Here is a 24,593-nt window from a genome sequence, read left to right as displayed (position 1 = left end):
TTGGTACGGCAAACTTACTTAATTTAATTCAAAATTCAGATTTGTAGCTTTCGGCTGCTTCATGTAGTATTTTTTTATAAATTTAGCTTTTTAAAAATAGTTCCTATGAAAAAGAAATTACTCCTTTTAGTACTGTTTACTTCTTTTGTAATTCATTCCCAATCAATTTCAGTAACATCAACACAATTTACGGTACCACAATTGGTTCAGGATGTTTTATTTGGGAACACTGGAACTTCTTGTTTTTCGGGACAAATTTCAAATGTTACTTGGAGCACTGGTACCAATTTTGGTTCGGCTAATGGTATTGGTTATTTTACCAATACAAACCCAAATTTCCCCATCAACTCTGGTGTGGTATTGAGTACCGGTAACGCGGAAAGTGCCCATGGCCCAAATACTTCTACACTTTCTGAAGGCAGTTGGCCCGGAGACACTGAATTGTTTAATTACATAAGCGGATTAGGAATTGAAGGCCCAAATGCTGTAAGTTACAATGACGCTACGGTTATAGAATTTGACTTTGCTCCTTATGTTAGTCATATTTCCTTTGACTTTTTATTTGCCTCAGAAGAATACGGAACTTTTCAATGTTCTTACTCGGATGCTTTTGCTTTTTTCCTTACAGATGTTACGGCTGGAACTCCTACACAAAATCTTGCGCTTATTCCAAATACCAATACGCCAATATCGGTGGTTACCGTAAGGGATATGGCCTACAACAACTCTTGTAGTTCTTCAAATGTTACTTATTTTGGCAATTACAACGGAGGGACCAATATTCCTACTGCTGCTGATAATTTCAATGGTGAGACCATTTTATTAAATGCTAATGCGAGTGTCATTCCTCAGCATACCTATCACATGAAATTAGTAATAGCTGACAGAAATGACAGTTCGTATGATTCGGCTGTTTTTTTAGCGGCCAATTCTTTTGATTTTGGCATTAGTCCATTGACAGGAACCGGAGTTTATAATGGCATGAATGACATAATTGATACTTGTCCTAATGAGGAAATAGTAATTCAGGCCGGGCAATATACTATCCCTAATGTTACCTATAGCTGGACACAAGACGGAGAGCTACTTCCTGCTATAACCACCTCAACGTTAACGGTAACGCAAGCAGGAATATATGGAGTGACGCTAACAGGGCCTAATGGGTGCCAAATTTCATCAGACACTATGAGCATTCAATATTACGATCCACTTCCTATTAACAACCCTATAGATTTGAATAATTCGGGGAATGTATTTGATTTAACTACCAATACAGCCATTATTCTTAACGGAGCAAATCCTTCGGATTATATTATCACATACTACAATAGCTTAAGTGATGCACAACAATATATCAATCCTATTGCGAATGCTCTGAATTATATTGGTCAAGATGGTGAAATACTATATGCCGCTACTGAAAGTGCTCTAACCGGATGTGTAGAAATTAAAAGTTTTATGCTAAACCCGCCTCCGGCACCTTCTAATGATAAATGTGCTGATGCCGTTACTCTTTCGGTTGGAAATAGTTTTGATGATTTTCCGATAAGCACTACTAATTTTGCAGCTACCAATAACGGTTTCAACACCCCAAGTTTTTGTGACGGATATTATGAAGCCCGTGATATTTGGTTTAGCCTAACGGTGCCAAGTTCCGGAAACATTACCATAGAAACTCAAGGCAATGGTGGTTTAGATGATACCGTTTTAGAAGCATTCAGCTCTTGCAATTCAAATGTATCTATTGGTTGTAACAATAACAATGATGGCGATAGTAAAACCGCTAATCTGTTTTCTAAATTGGAATTAACCGGTTTGACTCCGGGACAAAATATTGTTGTACGGGCATTTGGCAAAAGTACTGCCCAAGGTTCCTTTATGATTTCGGCTTATGAAACCTCTTTATCAAATTCGGAGATCAATCTATCAAAGTTGCAGTACTATCCGGTTCCTGTTGTTGATTTCCTGAATGTGTCAAATAATTATACCATACGGTCAATTGAGATTTACAATATGCTTGGACAAAAAGTTTTGAATGAATTTGGAAACAACAGCAATGAAATGAGAGTAAATATGATCGGATTACAAGCTTCTGTTTATCTTGTTAAAGTGATTGGCGAAACCAAAACGGAAACTTTTAGAGTACTGAAAAATTAAAAGAATGTCGCGACAAATAAAATTAATCTGGGATTTTCGGGGATCAGCTTCTGCTAAGACGGCTGAGCATCATGAAATTCATTTAAAGGAATACATAGCTATTGAAAAGATTCCGGTAAACATTACCGGATTTGAAATCAAAAACGAGATGCACGCCATCGCTTTTATGGTCGTTACCGATGAAAATATGATTGCGGTTCGGGATGCTTTAAAACCGCATCGTGGAGAAATTTATACAGAATAAAAAAGAGAAGCAAAAGCTTCTCTTTTTTAATTGGCTACTTCGCTGATGAATTTTATTCGCATTAAACGTAGTTCTTCGATATCATAATCGCCGTCAAATTCTTTGAGGGCGTCTTCAATTTTATCGGATTCTGATTCCATGAAATAATCATGAATTTCTTCTTGTTGTTCTTCGTCTAATATTTCGTTAATCCAATATTTGATATTCAATTTGGTTCCGGAATATACGATTTGCTCCATTTCTTTGAGCAACGCATCCATATTCATTCCTTTAGCTTTAGCTATATCTTCCAACGACAGTTTTCTGTCAATATTCTGAATAATATAAAGTTTATTGGCCGAATTGGCTCCGGTAGATTTTACGACTAAGTCATCCGGACGTATAATATCGTTATCTTCAACATAACGGGCAATTAGCTCAACAAAAGCAGTGCCGTATTTTTTGGCTTTCCCTTCTCCAACTCCGTGCACATTACTCAATTCATCAATAGTGATTGGATATTTCAACGCCATATCTTCTAGGGAAGGATCCTGAAAAACTACGAATGGCGGAACACCCAGTTTCTTGGCTTCTTTTTTTCGCAAATCACGCAACATATTCATCAAGACTTCATCGGCAGTACCACTTGATTTGGCAGCTGTTACTATGGCTTCATCTTCGCTTTCGCTATATTCATGGTCTTCCGACATCATGAAAGAGGTTGGTTTTTTAATAAACTCATGCCCTTTATCCGATACTTTTAAGATACCATAGGTTTCAATGTCTTTAGTCAACATTCCGTCAACTAATACTTGTCGAATCAAAGCCATCCAGTAGCGTTCATCAAAGTCGCTGCCACAACCAAAGAATTTCTGTGTATCAGTTCTATGCGCTTTTATAGTGGCGTTTACTCTACCGATGAGCGTAAATACGATTTCTTTTGACTTGTATAAATACTTGGTGTCCCGAACCACTTCGAGCAGCATTTTTACTTGGTCTTTGGCTTCAACTTTCGTTTTCGGGTTGCGCACATTGTCATCCATATCGGCACCTTCGCCGGTTTCGCTGTCAAATTCTTCTCCGAAATAATGCAATAAGAATTTACGGCGCGACATGGAGGTTTCGGCGTAAGCCACAACTTCCTGCAATAAGGCAAAACCTATTTCCTGTTCCGCTACCGGTTTGCCCGACATGAATTTTTCTAATTTTTCTACATCTTTATAGGAATAGTAAGCCATACAATGCCCTTCGCCACCATCACGACCGGCACGACCGGTTTCCTGGTAATAACTTTCCAGTGATTTTGGAATATCGTGGTGAATGACAAAACGCACATCGGGTTTGTCAATTCCCATTCCGAAAGCAATTGTGGCTACTACCACATCCACATCTTCCATCAAGAACATGTCTTGATGTTTGGCACGAGTCTTAGCATCTAATCCGGCATGATACGGAACCGCACTGATACCGTTTACTTGTAGCACTTCGGCTATTTCTTCCACTTTCTTACGGCTCAGACAGTAAATAATTCCTGATTTGCCTTTATGCTGTTTGATAAAACGAATGATATCCGCTTCTATATTTTTGGTTTTAGTACGTACTTCGTAAAACAAATTCGGACGGTTGAACGAGGCTTTAAAAGTTGTAGCATCCGACATGTCTAAGTTTTTCAGAATATCTTCCTGCACTTTTGGCGTAGCCGTTGCTGTTAAGCCAATAACCGGCACATCTCCCAATTGTTTGATAATGTGTCTTAGATTTCGGTATTCGGGTCTGAAATCATGTCCCCATTCTGAAATACAGTGGGCTTCATCTATGGCAACAAATGATATGGGCACACTCTGCAGAAACTCTACATATTCTTCTTTGGTTAAAGACTCCGGTGCCACATATAATAATTTGGTAATTCCGGATGTAATGTCTTTTTTAACCTGATTGATTTCGGTTTTGGTCAGTGAGGAATTTAATACGTGGGCAATGCCGTTTTCGGAAGATAAACTTCGGATGGCATCCACTTGGTTTTTCATTAAAGCAATCAAAGGGGAAACAACAATAGCTGTTCCGTTTTGTATTAAAGCAGGTAACTGGTAACAAAGTGATTTTCCGCCACCGGTTGGCATTATAACGAAAGTATTATTTTGAGTGATAATACTTTTTATGACTTGTTCTTGTAATCCTTTAAATTGGTTGAAACCAAAATACTTTTTTAATTCTTTGTGTATGTCAATTTCGTTTGAATTCATTCTTGGTTAATGGTATTTTTACATAAATTTGCAAACATAAAGATACGACTTTCTTTTACACACACAAATTTTATATTGTTACAATTTTGATAAATAAAGAAAACATTCTGGCCTCTGCAAAAAGTACGATTTTATCAGAAAGTGAGGCAGTTGCTAGGCTTGTAGATTTTTTGGATGACCACTTTGTGAAAACTGTCGAAACCATCTACAACTCGACCGGTCGCTTGGTCGTTACCGGAATTGGCAAAAGTGCCATCATTGCCCAAAAAATTGTAGCCACCTTAAATTCTACCGGAACGCCTTCCCTATTTCTTCACGCTTCGGAAGCCATTCACGGCGACTTAGGTATGGTGCAGCCCGGCGATGTGGTGATTTGCATTTCCAAAAGTGGCAACAGTCCGGAGATTAAAGTTTTGGTACCGCTTTTGAAACGATTTGAAAACAAATTGATTGCCATTACCGGCAACACTACTTCCTTCTTAGGAAAAGAAGCCGATTTTGTTTTGAATACTTATGTAGAAACCGAAGCTTGCCCGAATAATTTGGCGCCAACCAACAGTACTACAGCCCAATTGGTTATTGGCGATGCCATTGCCGTTTGTTTGATGCAACTGCGAAATTTCACTGCAGAAGATTTTGCCAAATACCATCCCGGTGGCGCTTTGGGAAAAAAACTATTACTTCGTGTAAGCGAAATGCTAGACACCACACACAAACCTATAGTAGCTCCCGATTCCAATATTAAAACCGTAATTGTAGAAATATCCGAAAAACGATTAGGCGTTACCGCTGTGGTGGATGACAACAAAGTAATCGGAATTATTACTGATGGTGACATCCGAAGAATGCTGAACAAAACAGACACCATAACCGGATTGACCGCTCAGGACATTATGACGAAAAATCCGAAAATGATTAAATCAACGGACTTGGTAAGTGATGCTTTGAATATTTTGGAAGATTTTTCGATTACCCAACTTGTAGTGGTGGATAATGGCGAATACAAAGGAGTTTTACATTTGCATGACATTTTAAAAGAAGGAATCGTATAATGGCCAGGAAGAAACACACGGAAATGTCATTCTTAGACCATCTCGAAGAGTTAAGATGGCTGTTAATTAGAAGTACGATTGCCATTATAATTGTTGCTGGCGCCTGTTACTTTATTGACGATTATATTTTCAACACTATTATTTTTGGTCCCAAAGACCCCAACTTTATTACCTATCGTTTCTTTTGCGGAGTTACCCATTTTTTTGGTGTTGATGACACATATGCTTGTGCTACCGAATTCAAATTCATCATTCAGAATACCGAAGTTGGCGGACAGTTTTCCATTTATCTTTGGATGCTGGTAACTGCTGGGTTTATTTTGGGATTTCCTTATATTTTATGGGAGTTTTGGCGGTTTATTAGTCCTGCGCTGTATGAAAAAGAACGTAAAAAAGCAGCTCTTTTTATCATCGTTTCATCCATTCTGTTTTTCATAGGTGTTTTGTTTGGGTACTTTGTAGTGGTGCCTTTATCCATCAACTTTTTTGCTACATTTCAAGCGAGTTCCGATATTGTTAATCAATTCACAATTGACTCCTACATCAGCATGATTAAAACCTCGCTTATTGCTAGTGGATTGGTTTTTGAAATGCCGATAATCATTTATTTTTTGACCAAATTGGGCTTAGTCACTCCAGTCTTTTTAAGAAAATACAGAAGAGCCGCTATTGTAATTATCCTTATTCTGGCCGCTATTGTTACACCGCCGGATATTCCGAGTCAAATTATAGTTTCCATTCCGATGTTAATCCTATACGAAGCAAGTATCATCATCTCTGCATTAGTAGTTAAAAAACAAGAACAAAATGGCTGATTTAGTAAACGAATTTAACGAGTATCGTTCAAAAATGAACGAGAAATTATTGGCTGACAACAACAAAATTGTAAAGCGGATTTTCAATCTGGATACCAATGCTTATGCCGAAGGCGCTCTGGATGTTAAAACCAAAGAACTTCTTGGATTAGTGGCATCAACGGTATTGCGTTGTGATGATTGCATCAAATACCATTTGGAAACCAGCTACAAAGAAGGCATTACCAAAGAAGAAATGATGGAAGCCATGGGCATTGCTACCTTAGTTGGCGGAACCATCGTTATTCCACATTTGCGAAAAGCTTACGAGTTTTGGGAAGCACTGGAAGAAAATAAATAATTGTTAAATGGTGGATTTGGTGATTTGTTTATTCGTTAATTTGTCGAGTAACCAAATACACGAATTACCGAATAACCAACAGAATGAAGTTAAGAGCTGAAAATTTAGTCAAAACCTACAAAGGCAGAAGCGTTGTCAAAGGCATTTCCGTGGAAGTAAATCAAGGGGAAATCGTAGGGCTTTTGGGTCCGAATGGTGCCGGAAAAACAACTTCTTTTTATATGATTGTTGGATTGGTAAAACCCAATTCGGGCAATATTTACCTAGATGACATGAATATCACGGAGTTTCCTATGTACAAGCGTGCCCAACACGGCATTGGATATTTGGCTCAGGAGGCTTCCGTATTCAGAAAATTGAGTATTGAAGACAATATTTTGAGCGTTTTGCAATTAACCAAGCTTTCCAAAGAAGAGCAAGTAGCTAAAATGGAAAGTTTAATTGCCGAATTCAGCTTAGAACACATTCGAACCAATCGCGGTGATTTACTATCCGGTGGCGAACGTCGTAGAACTGAGATAGCCCGTGCTTTAGCCACTGATCCGAAATTCATTTTACTTGACGAGCCTTTTGCCGGAGTTGACCCGGTGGCTGTAGAAGACATTCAGCGTATTGTAGCGCAATTAAAAAATAAAAACATCGGAATCCTGATTACCGACCACAACGTTCAGGAAACCTTGGCCATTACCGACAAAACCTATCTAATGTTTGAGGGAGGCATCTTAAAAGCCGGAATTCCGGAAGAATTGGCCGCGGATGAAATGGTTAGAAAAGTATATCTTGGTCAAAACTTTGAGCTTCGTAAAAAGAAATTACATTTTTAGAATATGGAGAATCCAAGCAAAGAAACACTACAAAGTTGGCATGATGATGACAACAACTGGAAATTGGGTGGACTCTTTTATTACAACAAAAAAGACAAAAGGGTTTTCATTGAAAAGAGAAATCCGGATTATGGCGTAACGCTGAACTTTGCCAATCCGAAAGCCTTTTTAGCCTTACTGCTGGGGGCACTATTTTTCGGGTTTATTGTTTATATGATTACCAAAGACTAACAAAAAAGCTTCCTAAACGGAAGCTTTTTTGTTTACTACATTATTGCCAACCGACAATAAAACATAGAGTATGATAATCAACGGAACCGCCAATACTTGAAGAAAAATCAGCATCAGGGCAGAGATTGCCAAAAAGAAAATCTGTAGTTTGTATTTGGCAAAACTGAAATCCTTAATCTTCAGCGAAAACAACGGAATTTCTGCATTCATTACATAAGCGCTTAGCAGTGTCAAAACAAGCAAAAACCATTTGTTATAAATAACATCTGAAAAATCATCATCGTAAAAGGCACTATTAATCAATGGCAAACTACTGAAAAACAAGGCGTTTGCCGGAGTTGGCAATCCTATAAAACTATCCGATTGTCTGGTATCGATATTGAATTTAGCCAAGCGATAACAAGCTCCAAGCGTGATGACAAACCCTAAATAAGGCCAGTAACTTTCCGGTCCGAAAACATCCGTATTCAACATCAATTGATACATCACAAACCCCGGTACTACGCCACTAGTCACCATATCCGCCAAGGAATCTAATTGTACACCTAACGGTCCGGCCACATTAAATTTTCGGGCAAAGAAGCCGTCAAAAAAGTCAAAGAAAATCCCTAAGCACACAAAGAAAAAAGCCATTTCAAACTTAGAATTTGCTACAAAAACCAAGGCAATACAACCACTAAACAGGTTAAGCATCGTAAATAAGTTGGGAATCTGGGCTTTTAACTTCATATATTTTAGATTTTAATACCAATTTGCAAATTTAGCACAATAAGTTACAGACTTCTGCGTTTTATATTAGAGATTTTTATTTGATATTTGTAAAAAGAAAAATTGCCTTGAAAAAAACAATTGCTATTCTGCTACTTTTCACTAGCCTATTTACTCACGCTCAGTCTGTTAGAAAATACTCCAACGAATTTATGAACATTGGAGTAGACGCGGCAGCTTTGGGCATGTCCAATGCGGTGGTAGCCATGACTGGCGATGTCAATTCGGGCTATTGGAATCCGGCGGGTTTATTGCAAATTGAAGACAGTGAGGCCGCGATAATGCACGCCAGTTATTTTGCCAATATTGCCCAATATGACTATGCGGCTTACGCCAAAAAAATAGACGACCGAAGCGCTTGGGGGGTTTCTCTAATTCGATTTGGGGTGGATGACATTTTGAATACGACTCAGTTAATTGACAGCGAAGGCAACATTGATTACAACCGAATCAGTCTTTTTTCTACCGCTGATTATGGCTTGACTTTTTCCTATGCCCGTCGTCCAACACTTATAGAGGGTTTTCAATATGGCGTAAATGCTAAAGTAATCCGAAGAGTGATTGGGGATTTTGCTAATTCCTGGGGATTTGGTTTTGATGTCGGTTTTCAATTGGATCGAAACGATTGGCATTACGGATTAATGTTGCGCGACATTACTACAACCTACAACGTTTGGAGCATAGACGAAGACAAATACAACGCCATCAAAGATGCCGTAGCCGGGCAAAATCAGGAACCGCCTGAAAGTACCGAAATCACCTTGCCAAAAGCACAATTAGGCATAGCCAAAAAATTTGAATTTCATTACGATTATACTTTAGTAGCTGCCGTAAATTTGAATATGCAATTTACCAGAACCAACGATATTATCGCTTCTGATGCCGTGAGCATTGACCCGGCTTTGGGATTGGAATTTGGGTATACCGATTTGGTTTTTCTTCGCGCTGGAGTGGGCAATTTTCAGAATGTAGAACAAATTGACGGAACTAAAAAAGTAAACTTCCAACCCAATATTGGTCTGGGTTTTAAATACAAAGGCATCCAAGTGGATTATGCTTTGACTGATTTGGGCGATCAAAGCGCCGCGTTGTACTCAAACATTTTTTCTGTTAAAGTAGATTTGAGTATTTTTAGATAAAATTTAAAAACTACCCATGTTTAAATTCAAAGTCTCTTTTCTTGTTTTAGCTTTTTTACTGCTGACAAACACTATGGTTTTTGGGCAAATGCCATTATCAAAAACAGCCAAATTCAGTATTCTTACTTGTCAGGAAGGCGATGAACTTTACTCCCTTTTTGGTCACACCGCTATCCGAATTCAGGATACTTCCAATGCTTTGGATGTGGTGTATAACTATGGAACGTTTGATTTTAAAACCGAGAATTTTTATTTGAAATTCATCAAAGGAGATTTGCGTTATTTTGTTTCGGCCTATTCCTATAATGAATTTTACTATGAGTACACTTTGGAAAACCGTTCCATCTATGAGCAACCGTTAAACTTGACTGCGGCTCAAAAACAACAACTTTTTGATGTTTTAAATACCAGTTTGCAATCGGATGAAAAGTACTATACTTATAAATTCATTGACCGCAACTGTACCAATATGGTCGTGGATAAAGTCAATCAAACGTTGGGACAAAACTGTATCGTCAAAACTACCGAAAAGGATGAAAGTTACCGTCAAATTCTGTTTCCGTACTTAGCCAATCATTTCTTTGAAAACCTGGGCATCAATATTATTTTCGGAAAAAAAACAGATGAAAAGGGAGAAAAACTTTTTCTTCCCAATCAGTTTATGGAAAGCCTGAAAGTAGCCAAATGTCACGGAAAACCAATTTCCGGAGCACCAAAAACTATCCTGAAAGCTACTCCAACGGCAACCGGAAAATCGCTATGGAATAACTTTTATGTTTTCTGTTTGGTTTTATTTCTGTTTGTTATTGCCCGAAAAGCTTGGGTCTATTTAGTGTATTTTGGAATCTTAGGATTACTAGGGGTATTCTTAACCGCAGTCGGACTATACTCTTCGCATGACGAATTGGCTTATAATTACAACCTATTACTGTTTAATCCGCTGTTGTTGCTTCTGATTGTATGCTACTGGAAGAAGAGTTTTATTTGGGTAAAAAAAATAGCGCAACTCAGCATTGCTTTACTCATGGTATTGGTCATAGTTTTGCTTAACAAACCCAATTTGGTAATGTTCTTACCAATGATAATCAGCTCACTAATTATGCTGTTTTATTTTTTAAGAAAAAGCAATCGGGCGTTATTGGCCGCGATAAAATAACACCGTACTGAAAGTTTTGAACATGATACTAAAGTCGAGGAAAAGACTTCGGTGTTTGATGTAGTAAAGGTCGTATTGCAGTTTGATCAAACTGTCTTCAATAGTTTCTCCATAAGAATAATTGACCTGTGCCCAGCCCGTTAATCCTGGTTTTATAACGTGTCGTGTTTCATAAAACGGCATCACTTCGGCAATTTCATTCACAAAAACAGGACGCTCCGGTCTTGGACCGATAACCGCCATATCGCCTTTCAGGATATTGTAAAATTGTGGAAATTCATCAATTCTTGACTTTCTTAAAATCTTCCCGAAAGGGGTTACCCTTGAATCATTGGAAGTAGCAAAAACTGCCCCAGCCTTTTCGGCATTTTTAACCATCGTTCTGAATTTCAATATACTGAAAGTCTTGCCATTCTTTCCTACTCGTTCCTGAGTGTAAAACAACTTGCCTTTGTTCCCAAACAGATTTCCTAGAGCAACTAATGGTATTAATGCTGCCCCAATGGCTATGCCGATTAAGGAAATAATAATTTCTATAATCCGGACAATAATTAAATACAAATGATTTTGATTGCTTCGGCTAAACGGAAAATAGCGGTAAAAATCACGGGAAACATACTGCACCGGAATACGTTGCGTTAAGTTTTCATAGACCTGAGTATATTCCCTAATAATATAACCGTTTTCTAATAAATGAATCAGTTGATTGTAGAGATTTACCGTGATACCATCGGTTTTTTGGGAAGCAATTACAATTTCGGAAACCGAATTTTTCTTTACAAAAACCTCTAAACTATCGATTGGGATATTTTTGATAGTCGCGATATTGAAATCTTTTAGATTGGTACTGTCCGAATTGACAAAACCCATGACTCTGTAGTGAGGATCGGCATTTTCTAATCCGCCAATGAGTTCTTTTACTTGTTCTTTGTCACAAATCAGGATTACTTTTTTCATAAACCTGTTGGACGCCAAAAATCGGACATAAAACATCCGCCAAGTAAATAACGCGGTGAAAATAGCAATGAAGAAGATAAGGATTTGGAGCCTATTTGACGGAAGAACCGGTGTATATATTGGCGTTAGCAAATACAACAAAACCGTTGTTGACGAAGTCAGAATAATACTTTTTATAATTTGAAACTGATTGCTGGCCACCTGCAAATTATACATTTCAAATACAGAACCGATAGAGATCAGATACAATCCTAAAACAATGGTCCAATAATAATTTGTAGTTGACATATTGAAATAGTTGAATTTGAAAACTATTCCAACCAAATACAAAGCAAGCAGTACAGAAATTACATCGAAAACTCTTAAAAGAATTTTTCTTTCAGAAACTTCAAAGTGAATATCCTTGTATTTGTTCATGTTTTTGATAAAAAATCATTTTTGAAGTCGCAAGTTAAGAAATATTACTAATTATAACAGCAAATCACAGCATCGCTTTTGACTAATATTCAATAGGTTTTAAAGACTATTTCACGATAAAAAGCACCAAACAAAGACAAAATTTTAGACCGTTAAAGTATCGTTAGGGTCGTCAAAATAGACTTTGAGTAAGGATAAAGAATAGACAAAAGCCGGAGCGGCAATTCGCATAGCGGCATGGTTGATGGTCAATAACCAGAAAAACAGGAAACAAAACATATAAATGTGCTGTTTATTGTCTAAGTACAAAAAGAAAGGAGTTAAAAAAACAATCATTAGTGCTATGATTCCTAAGGTTCCATGCTCGGCAAAGGTTCTGGTAATCTCGTTATGGGACGCAATTACCTGACCACCTGATTTTTCTTGTCGGAGTTCGAGTCCTTTGGCTACGCCAATTCCGAAAACCGGATTGTCTTCAAAAGCAGCTATTTCACTATCCCAAATTTCTTCCCGCCCGGTAAGCTGACTTTCCTTTACTCTACCCATAGCATCTCTGTTGGCGTATCTTTTATCAATTAATCCTCCTGTTTGATTGGAGGTATATAGCCAGGTTAGCAGCAATCCCAGGAGCATAAACATGAAAAAGACATAAAGCTTATACCTTCCCTTGCTTTTGGTATTTTGATACAGAAAAACCAGTAATATTAATATCATTACAAATCCTGTCATCATACCACCTCGGGAAAATGTAACTAAGCCTCGATAAGTAATGTTCAAAACAATAATTAAATTGATAGCCATTGTTAGTTTACTCTCTGAATTAAAAATCAATCTCGAAAAGAAAACAAACATCCCTATCCCCAGAATTGTGGCCACCTGATTAGGGCCAAATCCTCCAGATGTTTCAATGTTAGAGCCCGTTCCGGTTAAAATAGTTTTCAAATCCGGAGTATACAAAATCAAGTAGGTCGTCGTCGTTACGATGGGCAACCCTAATGTCAATAAAATGTTGTTGAGTTGAGAGAATAGTATCTTTCGATTATAACAATAAATAGCTGCAACCCCAAGACACATGGGCCCTGAGATATTAAATGCAATTGATTTTCTAAGATCTGATTCTAGATTCAAAGTATACGTTGCAATTACAACTCCAGGCATTAGCAACAATAAATAAATCCAAAAGGGTATCGATTTTTTAGAAAAACCCGAGTAATACATACCCATTATCAAAAAGCCCATCACTCCATATTTTGAAAACTCATACAGCAGATTCCCTCCCGTCATTCTCAAAAAAACCTCACTACCAACCACATAGGCAGCCACATGAAGCACTTCATTATTTTTATTTCCTTTTTTCAGAATATAATAAATCCCATATAACAATATCGCAAGACCATATAACTTAGCGATATCACGATAAATATAGGACAGCACGCCAATGGCAACATGAATCAGAATCAGTAAAATATATTTTTTTTCTTTCATAGCTTGGCTAAACTTTTTATCCAGTTTAGGTATTTCTCAATGACACCTGCTTCAGAATGATTTTCCATAATGGTATCGTATAAAGCATTGCCAAATTTACGCCTTACATTTTCATCTGCTATCAATTTCTGCAATGATTCCAAAAAAACAGCAACATCATCAATATCGGTAATAAAACCGTTGATTCCATTTGAAATTATTAAAGGAATTTCTCCAACTTTGGTTGATACTACCGGTACTTTTGACAATCCATATTCAATTAATGCCACCGGAAGACCTTCTGATTTAGAAGTCAATATAGCAATATCGGATTGATTGATGATATGAAACACATCATTTCTGGAGCCATAAACATATACGTTGGTATCCAACTGTTTTTCTTTGATTTTTTTCTTTACTTCTTTCGAATATTTGTCTTTAAAATCCTTTCCGATCAAATGGAAAGTCCAATCAGGATTAGATTCTTTGAGTTTTTCGGCAATTTTCAACAAGAAAAAATGGTTCTTTTGATCCCGAAGATTGGCCAAACACAAAATGCGTTTCCCCGGAGTTCCTTCCAAGACAGTATTTGGCGCTATGGTGGCACCGTAACTCGTAAAATTGGGAAAGTATATCACTTTCCTGCAATTTAATCTTTTTTCAGCCCAATGTTTAAGTTTATGATTCACCACAATTATGCCTTCGAAAAAAAAGGAAGCTAATTTTAAAGCATAGGTTTCTTTAGTGCTGATGTATTCGCTCATACCATTATGATCGTGCCAGATGATTTTAATTTTTGGATAAAGCAATTTAACCAAAAGTGCTATGAAATAAGAACTACTGTGAGAATGAATTAAATCAACGCGATTGGTTTTGCAGTATTTTTTTAACCGTAGTGCTGCGCTGAAGTCTATAGTTTTTTGCTTTTCTAAAAACAAATAATTGACTTTAGCGCTTATCTGGACTTTCAAATCACCTTCGTTTCTGGTAGTTACTAAACCCGAAAACTCAATCCTTTCAGAAAGAGCATTGGCATAGTTAACGGCCATTTTTTCGGCACCTCCTACCTCGAGTGAGTCTATTATTTGAACAATTCTCATGATTTCAGCAACTGTTTAATTTCACTCTCAAACTTATCTAAAGTGTATTCTCTTGACCAACCAATGGCTTTTTTAACCTTATCCTGATACAAATCATTATTGGTTAACAACTCCTCAATTTGTTTTATATCTGCAGGTAAATTCATTTTTAACAACAATCCTCTGTACCCGTTTTCTAACATATTAGGAACACACGAAACCTCCGTCGCTATAGGCAAACAACCCCAAAACATTCCTTCGGCAACAACTTTGGGCCAGCCTTCACTCAGGGAAGGTAAAACTACAAAATGATTTTCGATATAGGCTTTTTTTATGGTTTCCTGATTTTGATTTCCTTTTAAAAACACAAAGTTTTCCAACTCTTTTTCTGAAATGTAGTGCTCGAGCATTTCCCGTTCACTGCCTTCTCCATACAGCGTTAATTGAACCGAATGTCCTTTTTGGTGCAATTGCTCAATCAACTGAATGGCGTACAATGGCTGCTTCCCGTTAGAAAGTGTTCCGACAAAAAGAAACGAAATTTTATCCTTCAGTTCTCTGGTCTTTACTTCCGATTTATCCTTTTCAAAATAACTCGCTGTGAAGAATGGCTTAATGTTTTTAGTACTGTTTTCCCATTCGCCATAAACCAAAACCTGCATATTTTTAGTCAAAAAAGTATTACTCAGTATCCATTTTTGCAAACGGTAACTCATAGGTTGTTTCGATTTCCAATCCCAATTGCCGGCGTATTTCGCGGTTTTGGTTTTACTTGGAAATAAAATCTGAAGCATGCAAGCCAGTAAACCCATATTCCCTGGGCAACGCAAATGAATATGATCGGCCTTTTTCATAGCGCTGAAAATTACCCACGAAATCTTTGGCAGCAAAAACAACGTCTTTAGTGCTGATTTTACCGTCAGGAAATTAAATTCCGGCACCTTTCTGAAATCAATTTCCGGATGGGTATAGGCTATGTCAATTGGAGAAGGATTATCATCTCGCAAAGGAGCTACCAGTATAACATCTTCCACATATTTTGTCCAAATATTCATCTCACGAACATAAGGAGCATAAGCGTAATATTGCTTTTGCTCTTGGATATGAGGCACATGAGTGATGATGGCAAATTTCATAAAATAGCTTTAGAAAAAGTATCGCAATAGGTCTTTACACTGAATTTTTCCAGAAAAGTCTGTCTGGCATTGACGCTCATTTGGGCAAAAGCATCCTGATTTTCTTCTACTTTTTTGAATAGCGAGGCAATCGCATCAACTGTTGGTTCAAAGATAAAACAATCCTTTCCGTCAGTTAAATAGTGCGTCAGCCCAGTTTTGGTGGAAATCAACAATGGCGTTTTATTCATCAATGCTTCTAAACCAACCGTTGGTAAATTATCAAATTTTGAGGGTATGATGGCAAAATGGCTTTTATTCAAATACCTGTCGATTTTATCATACGACAAGCCACCAACATAATTGATGCCGTCGTTATTTTTGGCCAACTCTGAAATTTCAGTTTCCTGTCTTCCCTTTCCGGCTATGTTTAAAATGATTTTGGTGTTTGGATTTTGCTTTTTATATTTCAAATAGGCTGTTATCAAATCGAGTACGCCTTTGGATGGATCCAATCTCCCTAAAAATGAAATTACAATAGCATTCGAATCCGGAATTTCTTTGCTGACAAACCGATCCATCATTGGATTCAACACCACGATTCCTTTTTTGACACCGTGAAAAGTTTCTAAATCCTTTTTGGCCAAATCGGAAGGGCAAACAATTACATCACAAAAAAGACTGTAAAACAGCTTCTTTCTCAGAAATAAAAGTCTTTGTTTCAGGCTCATTTTCTTGAGATCCGCCAGAATTTGATCGGTCAGCGTATGATAATATTCGAAGGTTTTTGTTTTTCCAAATGACAACATTTTAGAAACCATCACACTGATATTACTGCCCACAAAGTGCCCAACAATGACATCCGGTTTGTATTTTAAATGAATTTTGGCATACCAAACGAAGTCTTTCAGCGATGTTGGTCTTTGGGTAGTTGCCCACGAAAAAACAATGATTTCGCCTTTCTCTTTTGGAACCACAACCGGCTCCGAAAAATACGGATTGTGCGACATAAAAACAACCCGATGCCCCATATCTGCAAGATGATGCGCCAAATGATAACTCATGGCCGCAAAGGAAGTCTCATTGTAATTATGGGCAATCAGTATTGTTTTCATAAGTTTATTTAAAACTAATCGTCTGTTTTGGAAGCTTCAAAATGAAGGGTGGAACCATTGTAGTTGTTAAACAAAGCTCTTAGGAATTCGGTATAAAAACCGATTCGTTTAAAATCAAGATACGGGAATTTCTTCACCGTCACTTTGCACTCTTTGAAACCGTTGATTTCAAAAATATTGGTAATGTTTTCTTTGGTAAAGAAGTTGATGTGAACCGGCGGTTTGTCTTGGTAAATGGCGTCTTTTTCTCTTTTCGGATAATTATAAATCTTATCGTAATTAGGTGTTGAAAGGATAATTTTCCCACCTTTATTGAGTCTTTTGTAAGCTAGTTTTATGAATAAATCCAAGTCCTGCAAGTGCTCCAAAACTTCCCATAGCATGATAACATCAAAAGTTTCTTCGAGGGTAGCCATCGCATTAAAATCAGCATTGATGGTGTTTAGTTTTAAGTTTTGCGACTTTTCGAAAGATTCCTTGTCAATCTCAATCCCTTGGTAGTTAATTCCGGCATTGTGATTTCGAATGTAGCAGCCAATCAACCCTACGCCACTACCGATTTCAAGAACCGATTGGCATTTGCCGTTCAGCACGTGTTTTTTCAAAAGCTGCCCACGGTGAAAGCCTACTTTAATGTTTTTGTTTTCCAAAAGCATGTTATACTCCACCACGGCGTGATGATTGTAAAGCGCATTTTCATTATTGTATAAGTTATCGTAAACTTCAATAAATTCTTCCTGCGTAAAAATAGTCAGGCAAAAAATCAATTTGCACTTTTTACACTGACCCAAATTATACTTTTGGTTTATTTTTTCAATATCGCTTTGACAAACTTTACACTGGGTATAAGCATTCATACTACTTTCTGTTTTAATTATTTTAAGACTGTTTTGGTTTGTTAAATAAAAGACTAAACCAGCCTACAGTTCTTCCTAACGCTTCGGTAAAAGCTTCTTTTCTTTTTGGGGTTGTAAATGTATTACTAAATCTAATAACTGTCAAAAGTAAGGTGATAGAATGCCATTTTACTATAGCATCTAATAATGGTTTCGGGTTTTTGGTGCGCCAGACATACCAACCGTTGCGCACCACCATTTTGCCATACTGATACTTATTCGGTCGGCCCGAAGCATCGTGATGATGGTACAATCGGGCAGCCGTATTCAGATACAGCTTACCGGTTTTGGCCACTCGTATCGAAAAATCCGCATCTTCGTATAAGCCATAGCCTTCAAAATATGTCGAGAATTGCAGGGTTTGAAAAACCGTTTTTTTAAACGAAGAAACTCCTCCCATCAATTGTTCTACTTCATAAACTTTACCACTCGGCGGCAAAAAACCAACACTACGCCCGTGGGAATACAAGCTCGAAAATCCCGGTGGACAATCGCTATCGAGCCCCAAGCGCTTGCGCATTACAAAACGGCTGCCGTCTTTTCGTTTCCAGCCATCAAAATAAAACTCATCTATTTTGGGGTGATAGTCATAACCTACGAATTCACAAACCGTTTCTTCATCGATAATAAATCCGCCAACCCCCAACGCATCGGGATGGGTTTCATAGGTTTGCAATAACAGCTCAAAATAATCCTTCTCCAAAACGATATCGTCGTCCAAAAAACAAATGACATCCATGTCTTTTCCAACTCTGGCAATACCATAATTTCTTTGTTTGGTTAAGCCTCTATGCTCCGGAGGAACTGAGTAATAATGCAAAGTATCAAAATGATTTTCCTGTAAAATGGATTCCGTTAAAGCATTGGTAGAACCATCTATAATTAAAATTTCATCCGGATATGCGGTTTGCTCCCGAACCGATTGCAACAAGGTCAGCAACGATTCCGGACGCATGTACGTACAGATGATTAGTGAAAATTTCATTTTATTTTTTACTTAATTCATTGGCCCAAAAAATACTTCTGTCCCATTTTTGTCTAAATACTTTCAAATACTTAATCGGGTTTCTGAAAAAACTTTTATCCAAATTTTTAAAGAAAAGCGTAATCTTATAACTGAGCAATTGCTCTTTCGTATCATAAAACAATCGGTACAACATCACTGTTGGTGAAGGTTTCGGTAGAATTTCATCGGTTTGCCATCGCAACACCGGTTTGGTTCTGAAACCGCCCATTGGAGCTTTTAAATGCAAAATGGTGGACGTTGAAATGTACAAAACATCAAAACCTTTGCAGCGCAATTGCATCCCAAAATCGGCATCTTCGCCAAAGCCAAATTCAAAGCCCATGTTAAAACTTATACCGGCCAAGCAGGACGATTTTACAAAAGCATGACCGGCACCAAAAACCGGAAACTGCTTAGGCAATTGTGCTTCTATTTTTTGGGTTTTCAAGTGACAGGCAATCAAAAAAACTTCATTCCCAGTGGTTTGGAAAGCTTCCATCGCTTTCTCGAGCAAATTATTTTCAAAAACCAAATCATCATCGGCAAAAAAAGTGAACTCGCTTTCTATCAGCTTCAAACCAATATTTCTCGCATTACAAACACCCGATTGGTGCGTAAAGTGGTGTTTTATTTTAAAAGGCCATGGTTCCGTTTGGATAAAATCCAATTCTGTCTTACTGCTTTCTTCCGGATTTTGTTCTACTATGATAACGTTGACCGGCAAATGGGTTTGCGAAGCCAGGTTTTTCAGTACATCGAATAAATATGTTTTTCTGCCAATGGTTGGAATCAGCACATCCATGGTGCCTTTGTCGATTATCTTTTTATTGGATTGTAATGAAATAGCATCCAGTGGTTTTGAATTAAAATTTCTTTTTTTATAAAAAATAGCCGCTAAAAAAGGAAGCAAAGGAAACCTCTTTTCAAACAACAACAAATTCAAAAACAACAACAAAATCCATCGGGCCCGGTAATGTTGTTTAGTGAATTTAAAAAGTTCGTAAAGATTGGATTTATTGGCAGGTTTGCTTTTGATACTGTTTAGTAACAATTGAGGTTCCGAATAGCAAAACAATCCAAAACTCATGGCTCTTCTGGCCAATGAATTCAGAAAATAATCGAAAGCGTCCTTTTCGTTTAAATCCTTTTTACAGGCTTTCAACACCGAAGCATGAATGGCTCCAACATGACTGCTCATTTGCCAAGTGGGATATTTGGCGGCTTTGGGAACATTGATATAAGGCGAATCCTCAATATAACCGAGCTCATTGCCAAAATAATTATCCGAAGACGGATGGTAGGAGAACAGTAATTTTTTGTGATGAAAAAGAGTTTGAATTGCAGCAACATTCAAATTATCTTTCTCACTTTCATGACACCACACCAAAATCTCATCATTAAACCGTTGCGCAAAATCAAGAAGCGCTGCTACCATACACCGGTTGATTTCCTTAGAAAAATCAATAGGTTTAGCCGCTACTACTTCCGTAATTTTGGATTGGTTATGGTAAATAATAATCATGCTTTTGGCTCTTTGTCGTTCAATATCTTTTGATAAAAATCTGCACTTTGCTGGGCCACAACGGCTATACTAAATTTTTGTTCAACTTTCTCCCTGGCTGCTGCGCCAAATTGAATTCTCAACCCTTCATTTTCAAGCAATGCGACAATTTTATCAGCATACTCCAGATGGTTCTTCGGATGCACTAAAAAACCATTAATGTTATCATCAATCACTTCTGTAGCCCAACCAATATCGGAAGCTACAATTGCTTTTTGCAACGCCATCGCTTCAATCCACGAAACGGGCAAGGCTTCGGCAAAAGTAGGGAAAACACAAACTGCTGCCGCACTAATATTTCCTCTGATTTTATCATATGGAACGCTGCCTAAATAGCTCACATTCGGCAAGACTTCTTTATCAAACAATGCCTGCATCATCTCCCAAGTCGAAGAATTTCCGGAAATAATATCGGAAGTATCTCGGCCAATCAACACTAGTTTCGCCTGCTTATTTTTTTTATACACTTCGTTGAAAATGAGTGGCAGTTCGAGTAATCCTTTTTTCCGAATTAAGGTGCCAAAATACAGTATTGTATTGTCTTGTATAGTGCTTTGACTATCGGGAGAAAATTTAGCAACATCGATGCAATTCGGAATGACCGTAAAATGGCGCTGCAATCCGAATATTTCTTTGGTAACATCAGCAGTATATTGGCTTACCGAAAGTAATGCATCGGCATTTTGAAGCGCTTTTTTTTCGTGAAATTTGTTCCAAAACTTCACCGGTCGTTGGTCTAAATGGCAAAAATAAGTATCCGATCCATTCAGACGAATAACCACAGGACAATTGGGTTTTATGTTGGAAGTAAATCCTGTCCAATCGGGAGCTTCCAGTATATCGACTTGGTTGTTTTTGACTAAAGAGTTGACCAGTTTTTGAATTTTTTTTTGAGTAAAAAACCTCGAAAACCCTTTGATTTTAAGGTTCTTTATTTGATAAAATGAAATGCCGTTTTCGATAAAAGAGCTGTCTTCCTTTTGGCCGTAAATCAACACTATCACTTCATGTCCTTGTTCCAATAATCCTTTGGACAGGTTCAAAATACTGGTACCGATTCCACCCGAAGCTCCAAGATTGGGATGAGGAAATTCCGAGGTAAGGAAAGCAATCTTCATGATTAATCGTTAGTATTATGAATGTAAAACGGCGATAAATCTTTGTCAATAATGATAGATTTTGCCGGCAAAACCGTTTGATTATCAGCAATGCTATCCGTAACAACCGCATTGGCTCCGATAGTCACGTGATTGCCAATCGTAATATTCCCGAAAACTCCGGCATTGGGACCAATAAAAACATAATTACCAATGGTAGGCACACCTGCTTTTTCGCCATAATTGCTGACGCCAATGGTCATGCCTTGCGAAATGTTGCAATTCTCGCCAATAACGGCATCGCCATGAATGACAATGGTTCCGAAATGACCAATATAAAATCCTTTCCCGATTTGAGTTCGGTAAGAAATATCAAAACCGTATTTCACTTTTAAACGGCGCAACCAAAGAAAGAAAAAATAAAACAGCAACCTGTTTTTTCTTCTGTAATGCTGGGTCAATCTGAAAATGGTCATGAACTTCAAACCCGGATTTGGTTGAAAAATAAAGACATTCAGCAGGATTCCAAAACTAATTTTTGAAATGCCGCAGCGTTTATAATCCGATAAGAGGAGTTCTTTTACCATTTTACTTTTCACAAATTGTGGCCATCGCTTCCCAAATTCTTTCGGAGGCCAATTGAGGCGGATGCTGATTGATGACTTCAAACCATTTTTTGGCATTGTCCACTATTACTGAAGCCTCTGCGCTTAGCATTTTTTCAATTTTTGGAACCATTTCTTCAGCATTATTGAGCCAAAATACTGAATCTTTAGTTGGCATCGACCTGAAATGGATAAAGTTATAGATTTTTTTCACAGACCAATCCGGATTTTTACTATTGGGAACATCATAATTGATAAACCCGCAAGGTTTGCGGAATGCAGCATAATCAAACGCCATAGAGGAACCCAAATTAATCACTAACTCCGAATGAAAAATGGTGTTCATCTGAAGTACTAAATCTTCCCGGGTTGGCAGAATGGCGTTCCAGGCTTCTCCTTTTTTCTCCCATTTTGGATTGACACTCACAATAATATCATCATATTTTTTCAAAACAGAGTCATATCTATCTGAAAAATCAACCGGGCAACGGCGAAATATGATGCCGAGATTGTATCCTTTTTTATTCAATTCTGTCACGGCATTGGCCACATCTTCCAAGTACTGCTCATCGTTGGGCGAAGTCGTCACATCGTCACCCGAAAAGCAAATGTATTTTTTGGCTAAGTCCAGTTTATGGGTTTCAAAAAAAGTGGCTTTGGATTCCAGTAATTCGGTCTCGAAGTGCGTTTCAAACTGCGGTGTACCGGTAACCAATATTTGATTTTCTTCAATGTACGGATAATAATATTGCAGTTCCTTTTTCATATGATCACTCCAGACAAAGTAAAAATCAGTTTCCACAATTTTGGTGCCTTTTGGTAAATTATCCCAAGAAAAAATGAAGGTGGCCGTGGGAATTCCCAAATCCTGCGCTGCCAAAATAGATGCTACAGCCGTGGTAATCCTTTGATTGGTACAAAATACCAAAGCCGGTTTTTCAGCTTTTAGCGTTTCTAAACTATCGAAGTATAATTTTGTTTTTCTTTCCTGCAGTGCTATTTTTTTTCGAAGAGTAGCCAGTCCCTTTTTGGAATTATGCCAAAAAACAACCCATTCCGTAAAACCGCTTTTAAAAGCTGCTTTTACAGAATTATATGAAAAAGGAAAACGATAGTAATTGTAAATCGGGTCTTTTGATTTCTTGATGTTTTGATTTAACTCCACTTGAATCAAGGCATTTTTCAAAAAAACCGTCATGGGATGTGACCTGGCATTTTCAATCTTAACCTCTTTAATTCCCAATTCGTTTAAATCAAAAAAAGTAGTGTTCCAAAAAGTAATATCAAATCCTTTATCGGCGCCGATTTTATGAAAATTTGTAAAAGAAAAATTTCTCAGTCCAATTCCGTCCGGAAGCAGTATAAATATTTTTTTGTTTGACATTTTTCTTTTCAATAGAGGAGTCAAATATCCTCATTTTCCCCTAAATACAAAAGTAATTCGACACTAAAATATACGCTTATGTAATAGCTCTGTCAAAACTGTCTAATTTGATGAGCATCCAAATTAAATAAGATTTTGATTGATGCCAATGGTCAATTCTCCCGATTCAAAATAGCTGAAATTGTAGTGGTCTAAAATCGCGTAAATAGCTTTTCTGCAATCAAATTCGTCGTGAATCTCAATGGCAATACATTTGGTGTACGCCAAAAAAGAAACATCAGCACTCGAACCGGTAAACACTTCTTTTTCAGAACCTTCAATGTCAATTTTAAGAATGTCAATAGTTTTAAATTGCTGCTGCTCTACCAAATACTGAATAGAAAACGCTTTCAAATCTGCTTCTTCCGTCGTCTCTTCCACTCGAATGGACCAATCGTTTTTGTCTCTGAAATCCTTAACCAACTTCAAATTGGCATTTTTACTCCAAAGACCGCCTTTGATTTTTACGGCATTTTGAATTCCGTTGGTTGCTAAGTTGAAACTCATGCTTTCAAAATTGGAGCTATCCGGCTCAATGGTAATGTAATTGGAATTCGGAAAAAAAGGGGAAAGATAAACTGAAGTCAGTCCGACATTGCTTCCGGCATCTATAATATTTAGCTTTTTATGGTTGGGAAAATACTTTTGAAACGTTTCCACCACTGGTTTATATTCCAAGTAATGGTAAATCTGGCTGAACACATCCATATCGCTGGAAGGTCGTTTTCTGAGTTTAATCGTCGCGTGAAAATCTGGGTAAAAGGAAACAAAAGCTTTGGCATTTTCCTGTTTCAAAAAACCGTTAAAACAGATTAAATGAAAATAAAACTCATTAATCAAACGCTCACTTTCTGTGGTTTTCAAACGAAGAACGCGTTTCAAAAGATACTTCAAAACGAGCCGCCTGTTT

At 37.5% G+C, this 24,593-nt stretch carries 23 protein-coding genes; 9 read left to right on the top strand and 14 right to left on the bottom strand.

Translation table 11 applies throughout. The features are described from left to right. Positions 1-105: 105 nt before the first annotated feature. The gene (locus V7D82_RS06075) at positions 106-2,157 is read left to right on the top strand and encodes a choice-of-anchor L domain-containing protein (protein WP_333600084.1); all 2,052 of its coding nucleotides are present in this window, start codon (positions 106-108) and stop codon (positions 2,155-2,157) included. Between the two features lie 4 nt (positions 2,158-2,161). Continuing rightward, entirely contained in the window at positions 2,162-2,401 is a 240-nt protein-coding gene (locus V7D82_RS06070) for a hypothetical protein (RefSeq protein WP_333600083.1), read from the top strand. A gap of 26 nt (positions 2,402-2,427) precedes the next feature. On the opposite strand, the gene recQ is transcribed toward V7D82_RS06070, so the two are convergent. After that, the gene (gene recQ, locus V7D82_RS06065; protein WP_333600082.1) at positions 2,428-4,623 is read right to left on the bottom strand and encodes a DNA helicase RecQ; all 2,196 of its coding nucleotides are present in this window, start codon (positions 4,621-4,623) and stop codon (positions 2,428-2,430) included. A gap of 86 nt (positions 4,624-4,709) precedes the next feature. Here recQ and V7D82_RS06060 point away from each other — a divergent pair, with 86 nt between their 5' ends. From V7D82_RS06060 to V7D82_RS06040, 5 genes are all read left to right on the top strand, one after another. Continuing rightward, a complete protein-coding gene (locus V7D82_RS06060; RefSeq protein ID WP_333600081.1) occupies positions 4,710-5,675 on the top strand; it encodes a KpsF/GutQ family sugar-phosphate isomerase in 966 nt (321 codons plus the stop codon). Continuing rightward, on the top strand, positions 5,675-6,490 hold the full coding sequence (gene tatC, locus V7D82_RS06055; RefSeq protein WP_333600080.1) for a twin-arginine translocase subunit TatC: 816 nt from the start codon (positions 5,675-5,677) through the stop codon (positions 6,488-6,490). Before V7D82_RS06060 ends, tatC begins: the two co-directional genes overlap by 1 nt. Further along, the gene (locus V7D82_RS06050) at positions 6,483-6,830 is read left to right on the top strand and encodes a carboxymuconolactone decarboxylase family protein (RefSeq protein WP_333600079.1); all 348 of its coding nucleotides are present in this window, start codon (positions 6,483-6,485) and stop codon (positions 6,828-6,830) included. Before tatC ends, V7D82_RS06050 begins: the two co-directional genes overlap by 8 nt. 83 nt (positions 6,831-6,913) lie before the next feature. Then, on the top strand, positions 6,914-7,654 hold the full coding sequence (gene lptB / locus V7D82_RS06045) for an LPS export ABC transporter ATP-binding protein (RefSeq protein WP_333600078.1): 741 nt from the start codon (positions 6,914-6,916) through the stop codon (positions 7,652-7,654). A gap of 3 nt (positions 7,655-7,657) precedes the next feature. After that, positions 7,658-7,885: a hypothetical protein gene (locus V7D82_RS06040; protein WP_333600077.1), complete on the top strand. Its 228-nt coding sequence runs from the start codon at positions 7,658-7,660 to the stop codon at positions 7,883-7,885. A gap of 12 nt (positions 7,886-7,897) precedes the next feature. Here the strand turns inward: V7D82_RS06040 and V7D82_RS06035 are convergent, their stop codons facing one another. After that, the gene (locus V7D82_RS06035) at positions 7,898-8,614 is read right to left on the bottom strand and encodes a CDP-alcohol phosphatidyltransferase family protein (protein WP_333600076.1); all 717 of its coding nucleotides are present in this window, start codon (positions 8,612-8,614) and stop codon (positions 7,898-7,900) included. Between the two features lie 191 nt (positions 8,615-8,805). On the opposite strand from V7D82_RS06035, the gene V7D82_RS06030 reads away from it, so the two are divergent. Both V7D82_RS06030 and V7D82_RS06025 read left to right on the top strand, forming a co-directional pair. Further along, positions 8,806-9,792, top strand: coding sequence for a PorV/PorQ family protein (locus V7D82_RS06030; RefSeq protein ID WP_333600075.1), 987 nt, complete (start codon positions 8,806-8,808; stop codon positions 9,790-9,792). Positions 9,793-9,808: 16 nt separating this feature from the next. Then, positions 9,809-10,948 carry a lipoprotein N-acyltransferase Lnb domain-containing protein gene (locus V7D82_RS06025; RefSeq protein WP_333600074.1) on the top strand — a complete coding sequence of 380 codons (1,140 nt, stop codon included), beginning with the start codon at positions 9,809-9,811 and terminating at the stop codon, positions 10,946-10,948. Here the strand turns inward: V7D82_RS06025 and V7D82_RS06020 are convergent. The 12 genes from V7D82_RS06020 to V7D82_RS05965 form a co-directional block, all read right to left on the bottom strand. Then, positions 10,928-12,322 carry an exopolysaccharide biosynthesis polyprenyl glycosylphosphotransferase gene (locus V7D82_RS06020; RefSeq protein WP_333600073.1) on the bottom strand — a complete coding sequence of 465 codons (1,395 nt, stop codon included), beginning with the start codon at positions 12,320-12,322 and terminating at the stop codon, positions 10,928-10,930. The two genes, V7D82_RS06025 and V7D82_RS06020, sit on opposite strands and share 21 nt — an antisense overlap. A gap of 144 nt (positions 12,323-12,466) precedes the next feature. After that, positions 12,467-13,807: an O-antigen ligase family protein gene (locus tag V7D82_RS06015; protein WP_333600072.1), complete on the bottom strand. Its 1,341-nt coding sequence runs from the start codon at positions 13,805-13,807 to the stop codon at positions 12,467-12,469. Then, entirely contained in the window at positions 13,804-14,886 is a 1,083-nt protein-coding gene (locus V7D82_RS06010) for a glycosyltransferase (RefSeq protein WP_333600071.1), read from the bottom strand. The genes V7D82_RS06015 and V7D82_RS06010 overlap by 4 nt, the downstream gene beginning before the upstream one ends. Next, on the bottom strand, positions 14,883-16,001 hold the full coding sequence (locus V7D82_RS06005) for a glycosyltransferase family 4 protein (RefSeq protein WP_333600070.1): 1,119 nt from the start codon (positions 15,999-16,001) through the stop codon (positions 14,883-14,885). The genes V7D82_RS06010 and V7D82_RS06005 overlap by 4 nt, the downstream gene beginning before the upstream one ends. Further along, positions 15,998-17,095 carry a glycosyltransferase family 4 protein gene (locus tag V7D82_RS06000; protein WP_333600069.1) on the bottom strand — a complete coding sequence of 366 codons (1,098 nt, stop codon included), beginning with the start codon at positions 17,093-17,095 and terminating at the stop codon, positions 15,998-16,000. The genes V7D82_RS06005 and V7D82_RS06000 overlap by 4 nt, the downstream gene beginning before the upstream one ends. Positions 17,096-17,109: 14 nt before the next feature. Then, positions 17,110-17,952: a class I SAM-dependent methyltransferase gene (locus V7D82_RS05995; RefSeq protein ID WP_333600068.1), complete on the bottom strand. Its 843-nt coding sequence runs from the start codon at positions 17,950-17,952 to the stop codon at positions 17,110-17,112. A 22-nt stretch (positions 17,953-17,974) separates the two neighbouring features. Then, positions 17,975-18,976, bottom strand: a complete 1,002-nt coding sequence (locus V7D82_RS05990) for a glycosyltransferase family 2 protein (protein WP_333600067.1) — start codon at positions 18,974-18,976, stop codon at positions 17,975-17,977. A 1-nt stretch (position 18,977) separates the two neighbouring features. Continuing rightward, positions 18,978-20,519 carry a glycosyltransferase family 2 protein gene (locus tag V7D82_RS05985; RefSeq protein ID WP_333600066.1) on the bottom strand — a complete coding sequence of 514 codons (1,542 nt, stop codon included), beginning with the start codon at positions 20,517-20,519 and terminating at the stop codon, positions 18,978-18,980. Further along, entirely contained in the window at positions 20,516-21,676 is a 1,161-nt protein-coding gene (locus V7D82_RS05980) for a glycosyltransferase family 4 protein (protein ID WP_333600065.1), read from the bottom strand. The genes V7D82_RS05985 and V7D82_RS05980 overlap by 4 nt, the downstream gene beginning before the upstream one ends. 2 nt (positions 21,677-21,678) lie before the next feature. Next, positions 21,679-22,242 (bottom strand): serine acetyltransferase, encoded by a 564-nt coding sequence (locus V7D82_RS05975; protein WP_333600064.1) that lies wholly within the window; start codon positions 22,240-22,242, stop codon positions 21,679-21,681. Position 22,243: 1 nt separating this feature from the next. Further along, positions 22,244-23,644: a UDP-glycosyltransferase gene (locus tag V7D82_RS05970; RefSeq protein WP_333600063.1), complete on the bottom strand. Its 1,401-nt coding sequence runs from the start codon at positions 23,642-23,644 to the stop codon at positions 22,244-22,246. A 123-nt stretch (positions 23,645-23,767) separates the two neighbouring features. Next, positions 23,768-24,547, bottom strand: a complete 780-nt coding sequence (locus V7D82_RS05965) for an FkbM family methyltransferase (RefSeq protein WP_333600062.1) — start codon at positions 24,545-24,547, stop codon at positions 23,768-23,770. Positions 24,548-24,593 lie beyond the last annotated feature (46 nt).

The sequence above is a fragment of the Flavobacterium sp. genome, assembly GCF_036741995.1.
Lineage (GTDB): Bacteria > Bacteroidota > Bacteroidia > Flavobacteriales > Flavobacteriaceae > Flavobacterium.
Note: the sequence above shows the minus strand (reverse complement) of the source record. Positions and strands in the feature narration are given on the sequence as shown.

Coding starts and splice junctions, on each gene's coding strand:
- V7D82_RS06075 (WP_333600084.1), top strand. CDS start 106: ATGAAAAAGAAATTACTCCTTTTAGTACTGTTTACTTCTTTTGTAATT.
- V7D82_RS06070 (WP_333600083.1), top strand. CDS start 2,162: ATGTCGCGACAAATAAAATTAATCTGGGATTTTCGGGGATCAGCTTCT.
- recQ (WP_333600082.1), bottom strand. CDS start 4,623: ATGAATTCAAACGAAATTGACATACACAAAGAATTAAAAAAGTATTTT.
- tatC (WP_333600080.1), top strand. CDS start 5,675: ATGGCCAGGAAGAAACACACGGAAATGTCATTCTTAGACCATCTCGAA.
- V7D82_RS06050 (WP_333600079.1), top strand. CDS start 6,483: ATGGCTGATTTAGTAAACGAATTTAACGAGTATCGTTCAAAAATGAAC.
- lptB (WP_333600078.1), top strand. CDS start 6,914: ATGAAGTTAAGAGCTGAAAATTTAGTCAAAACCTACAAAGGCAGAAGC.
- V7D82_RS06040 (WP_333600077.1), top strand. CDS start 7,658: ATGGAGAATCCAAGCAAAGAAACACTACAAAGTTGGCATGATGATGAC.
- V7D82_RS06035 (WP_333600076.1), bottom strand. CDS start 8,614: ATGAAGTTAAAAGCCCAGATTCCCAACTTATTTACGATGCTTAACCTG.
- V7D82_RS06030 (WP_333600075.1), top strand. CDS start 8,806: ATGAACATTGGAGTAGACGCGGCAGCTTTGGGCATGTCCAATGCGGTG.
- V7D82_RS06025 (WP_333600074.1), top strand. CDS start 9,809: ATGTTTAAATTCAAAGTCTCTTTTCTTGTTTTAGCTTTTTTACTGCTG.
- V7D82_RS06020 (WP_333600073.1), bottom strand. CDS start 12,322: ATGAACAAATACAAGGATATTCACTTTGAAGTTTCTGAAAGAAAAATT.
- V7D82_RS06015 (WP_333600072.1), bottom strand. CDS start 13,807: ATGAAAGAAAAAAAATATATTTTACTGATTCTGATTCATGTTGCCATT.
- V7D82_RS06010 (WP_333600071.1), bottom strand. CDS start 14,886: ATGAGAATTGTTCAAATAATAGACTCACTCGAGGTAGGAGGTGCCGAA.
- V7D82_RS06005 (WP_333600070.1), bottom strand. CDS start 16,001: ATGAAATTTGCCATCATCACTCATGTGCCTCATATCCAAGAGCAAAAG.
- V7D82_RS06000 (WP_333600069.1), bottom strand. CDS start 17,095: ATGAAAACAATACTGATTGCCCATAATTACAATGAGACTTCCTTTGCG.
- V7D82_RS05995 (WP_333600068.1), bottom strand. CDS start 17,952: ATGAATGCTTATACCCAGTGTAAAGTTTGTCAAAGCGATATTGAAAAA.
- V7D82_RS05990 (WP_333600067.1), bottom strand. CDS start 18,976: ATGAAATTTTCACTAATCATCTGTACGTACATGCGTCCGGAATCGTTG.
- V7D82_RS05985 (WP_333600066.1), bottom strand. CDS start 20,519: ATGATTATTATTTACCATAACCAATCCAAAATTACGGAAGTAGTAGCG.
- V7D82_RS05980 (WP_333600065.1), bottom strand. CDS start 21,676: ATGAAGATTGCTTTCCTTACCTCGGAATTTCCTCATCCCAATCTTGGA.
- V7D82_RS05975 (WP_333600064.1), bottom strand. CDS start 22,242: ATGGTAAAAGAACTCCTCTTATCGGATTATAAACGCTGCGGCATTTCA.
- V7D82_RS05970 (WP_333600063.1), bottom strand. CDS start 23,644: ATGTCAAACAAAAAAATATTTATACTGCTTCCGGACGGAATTGGACTG.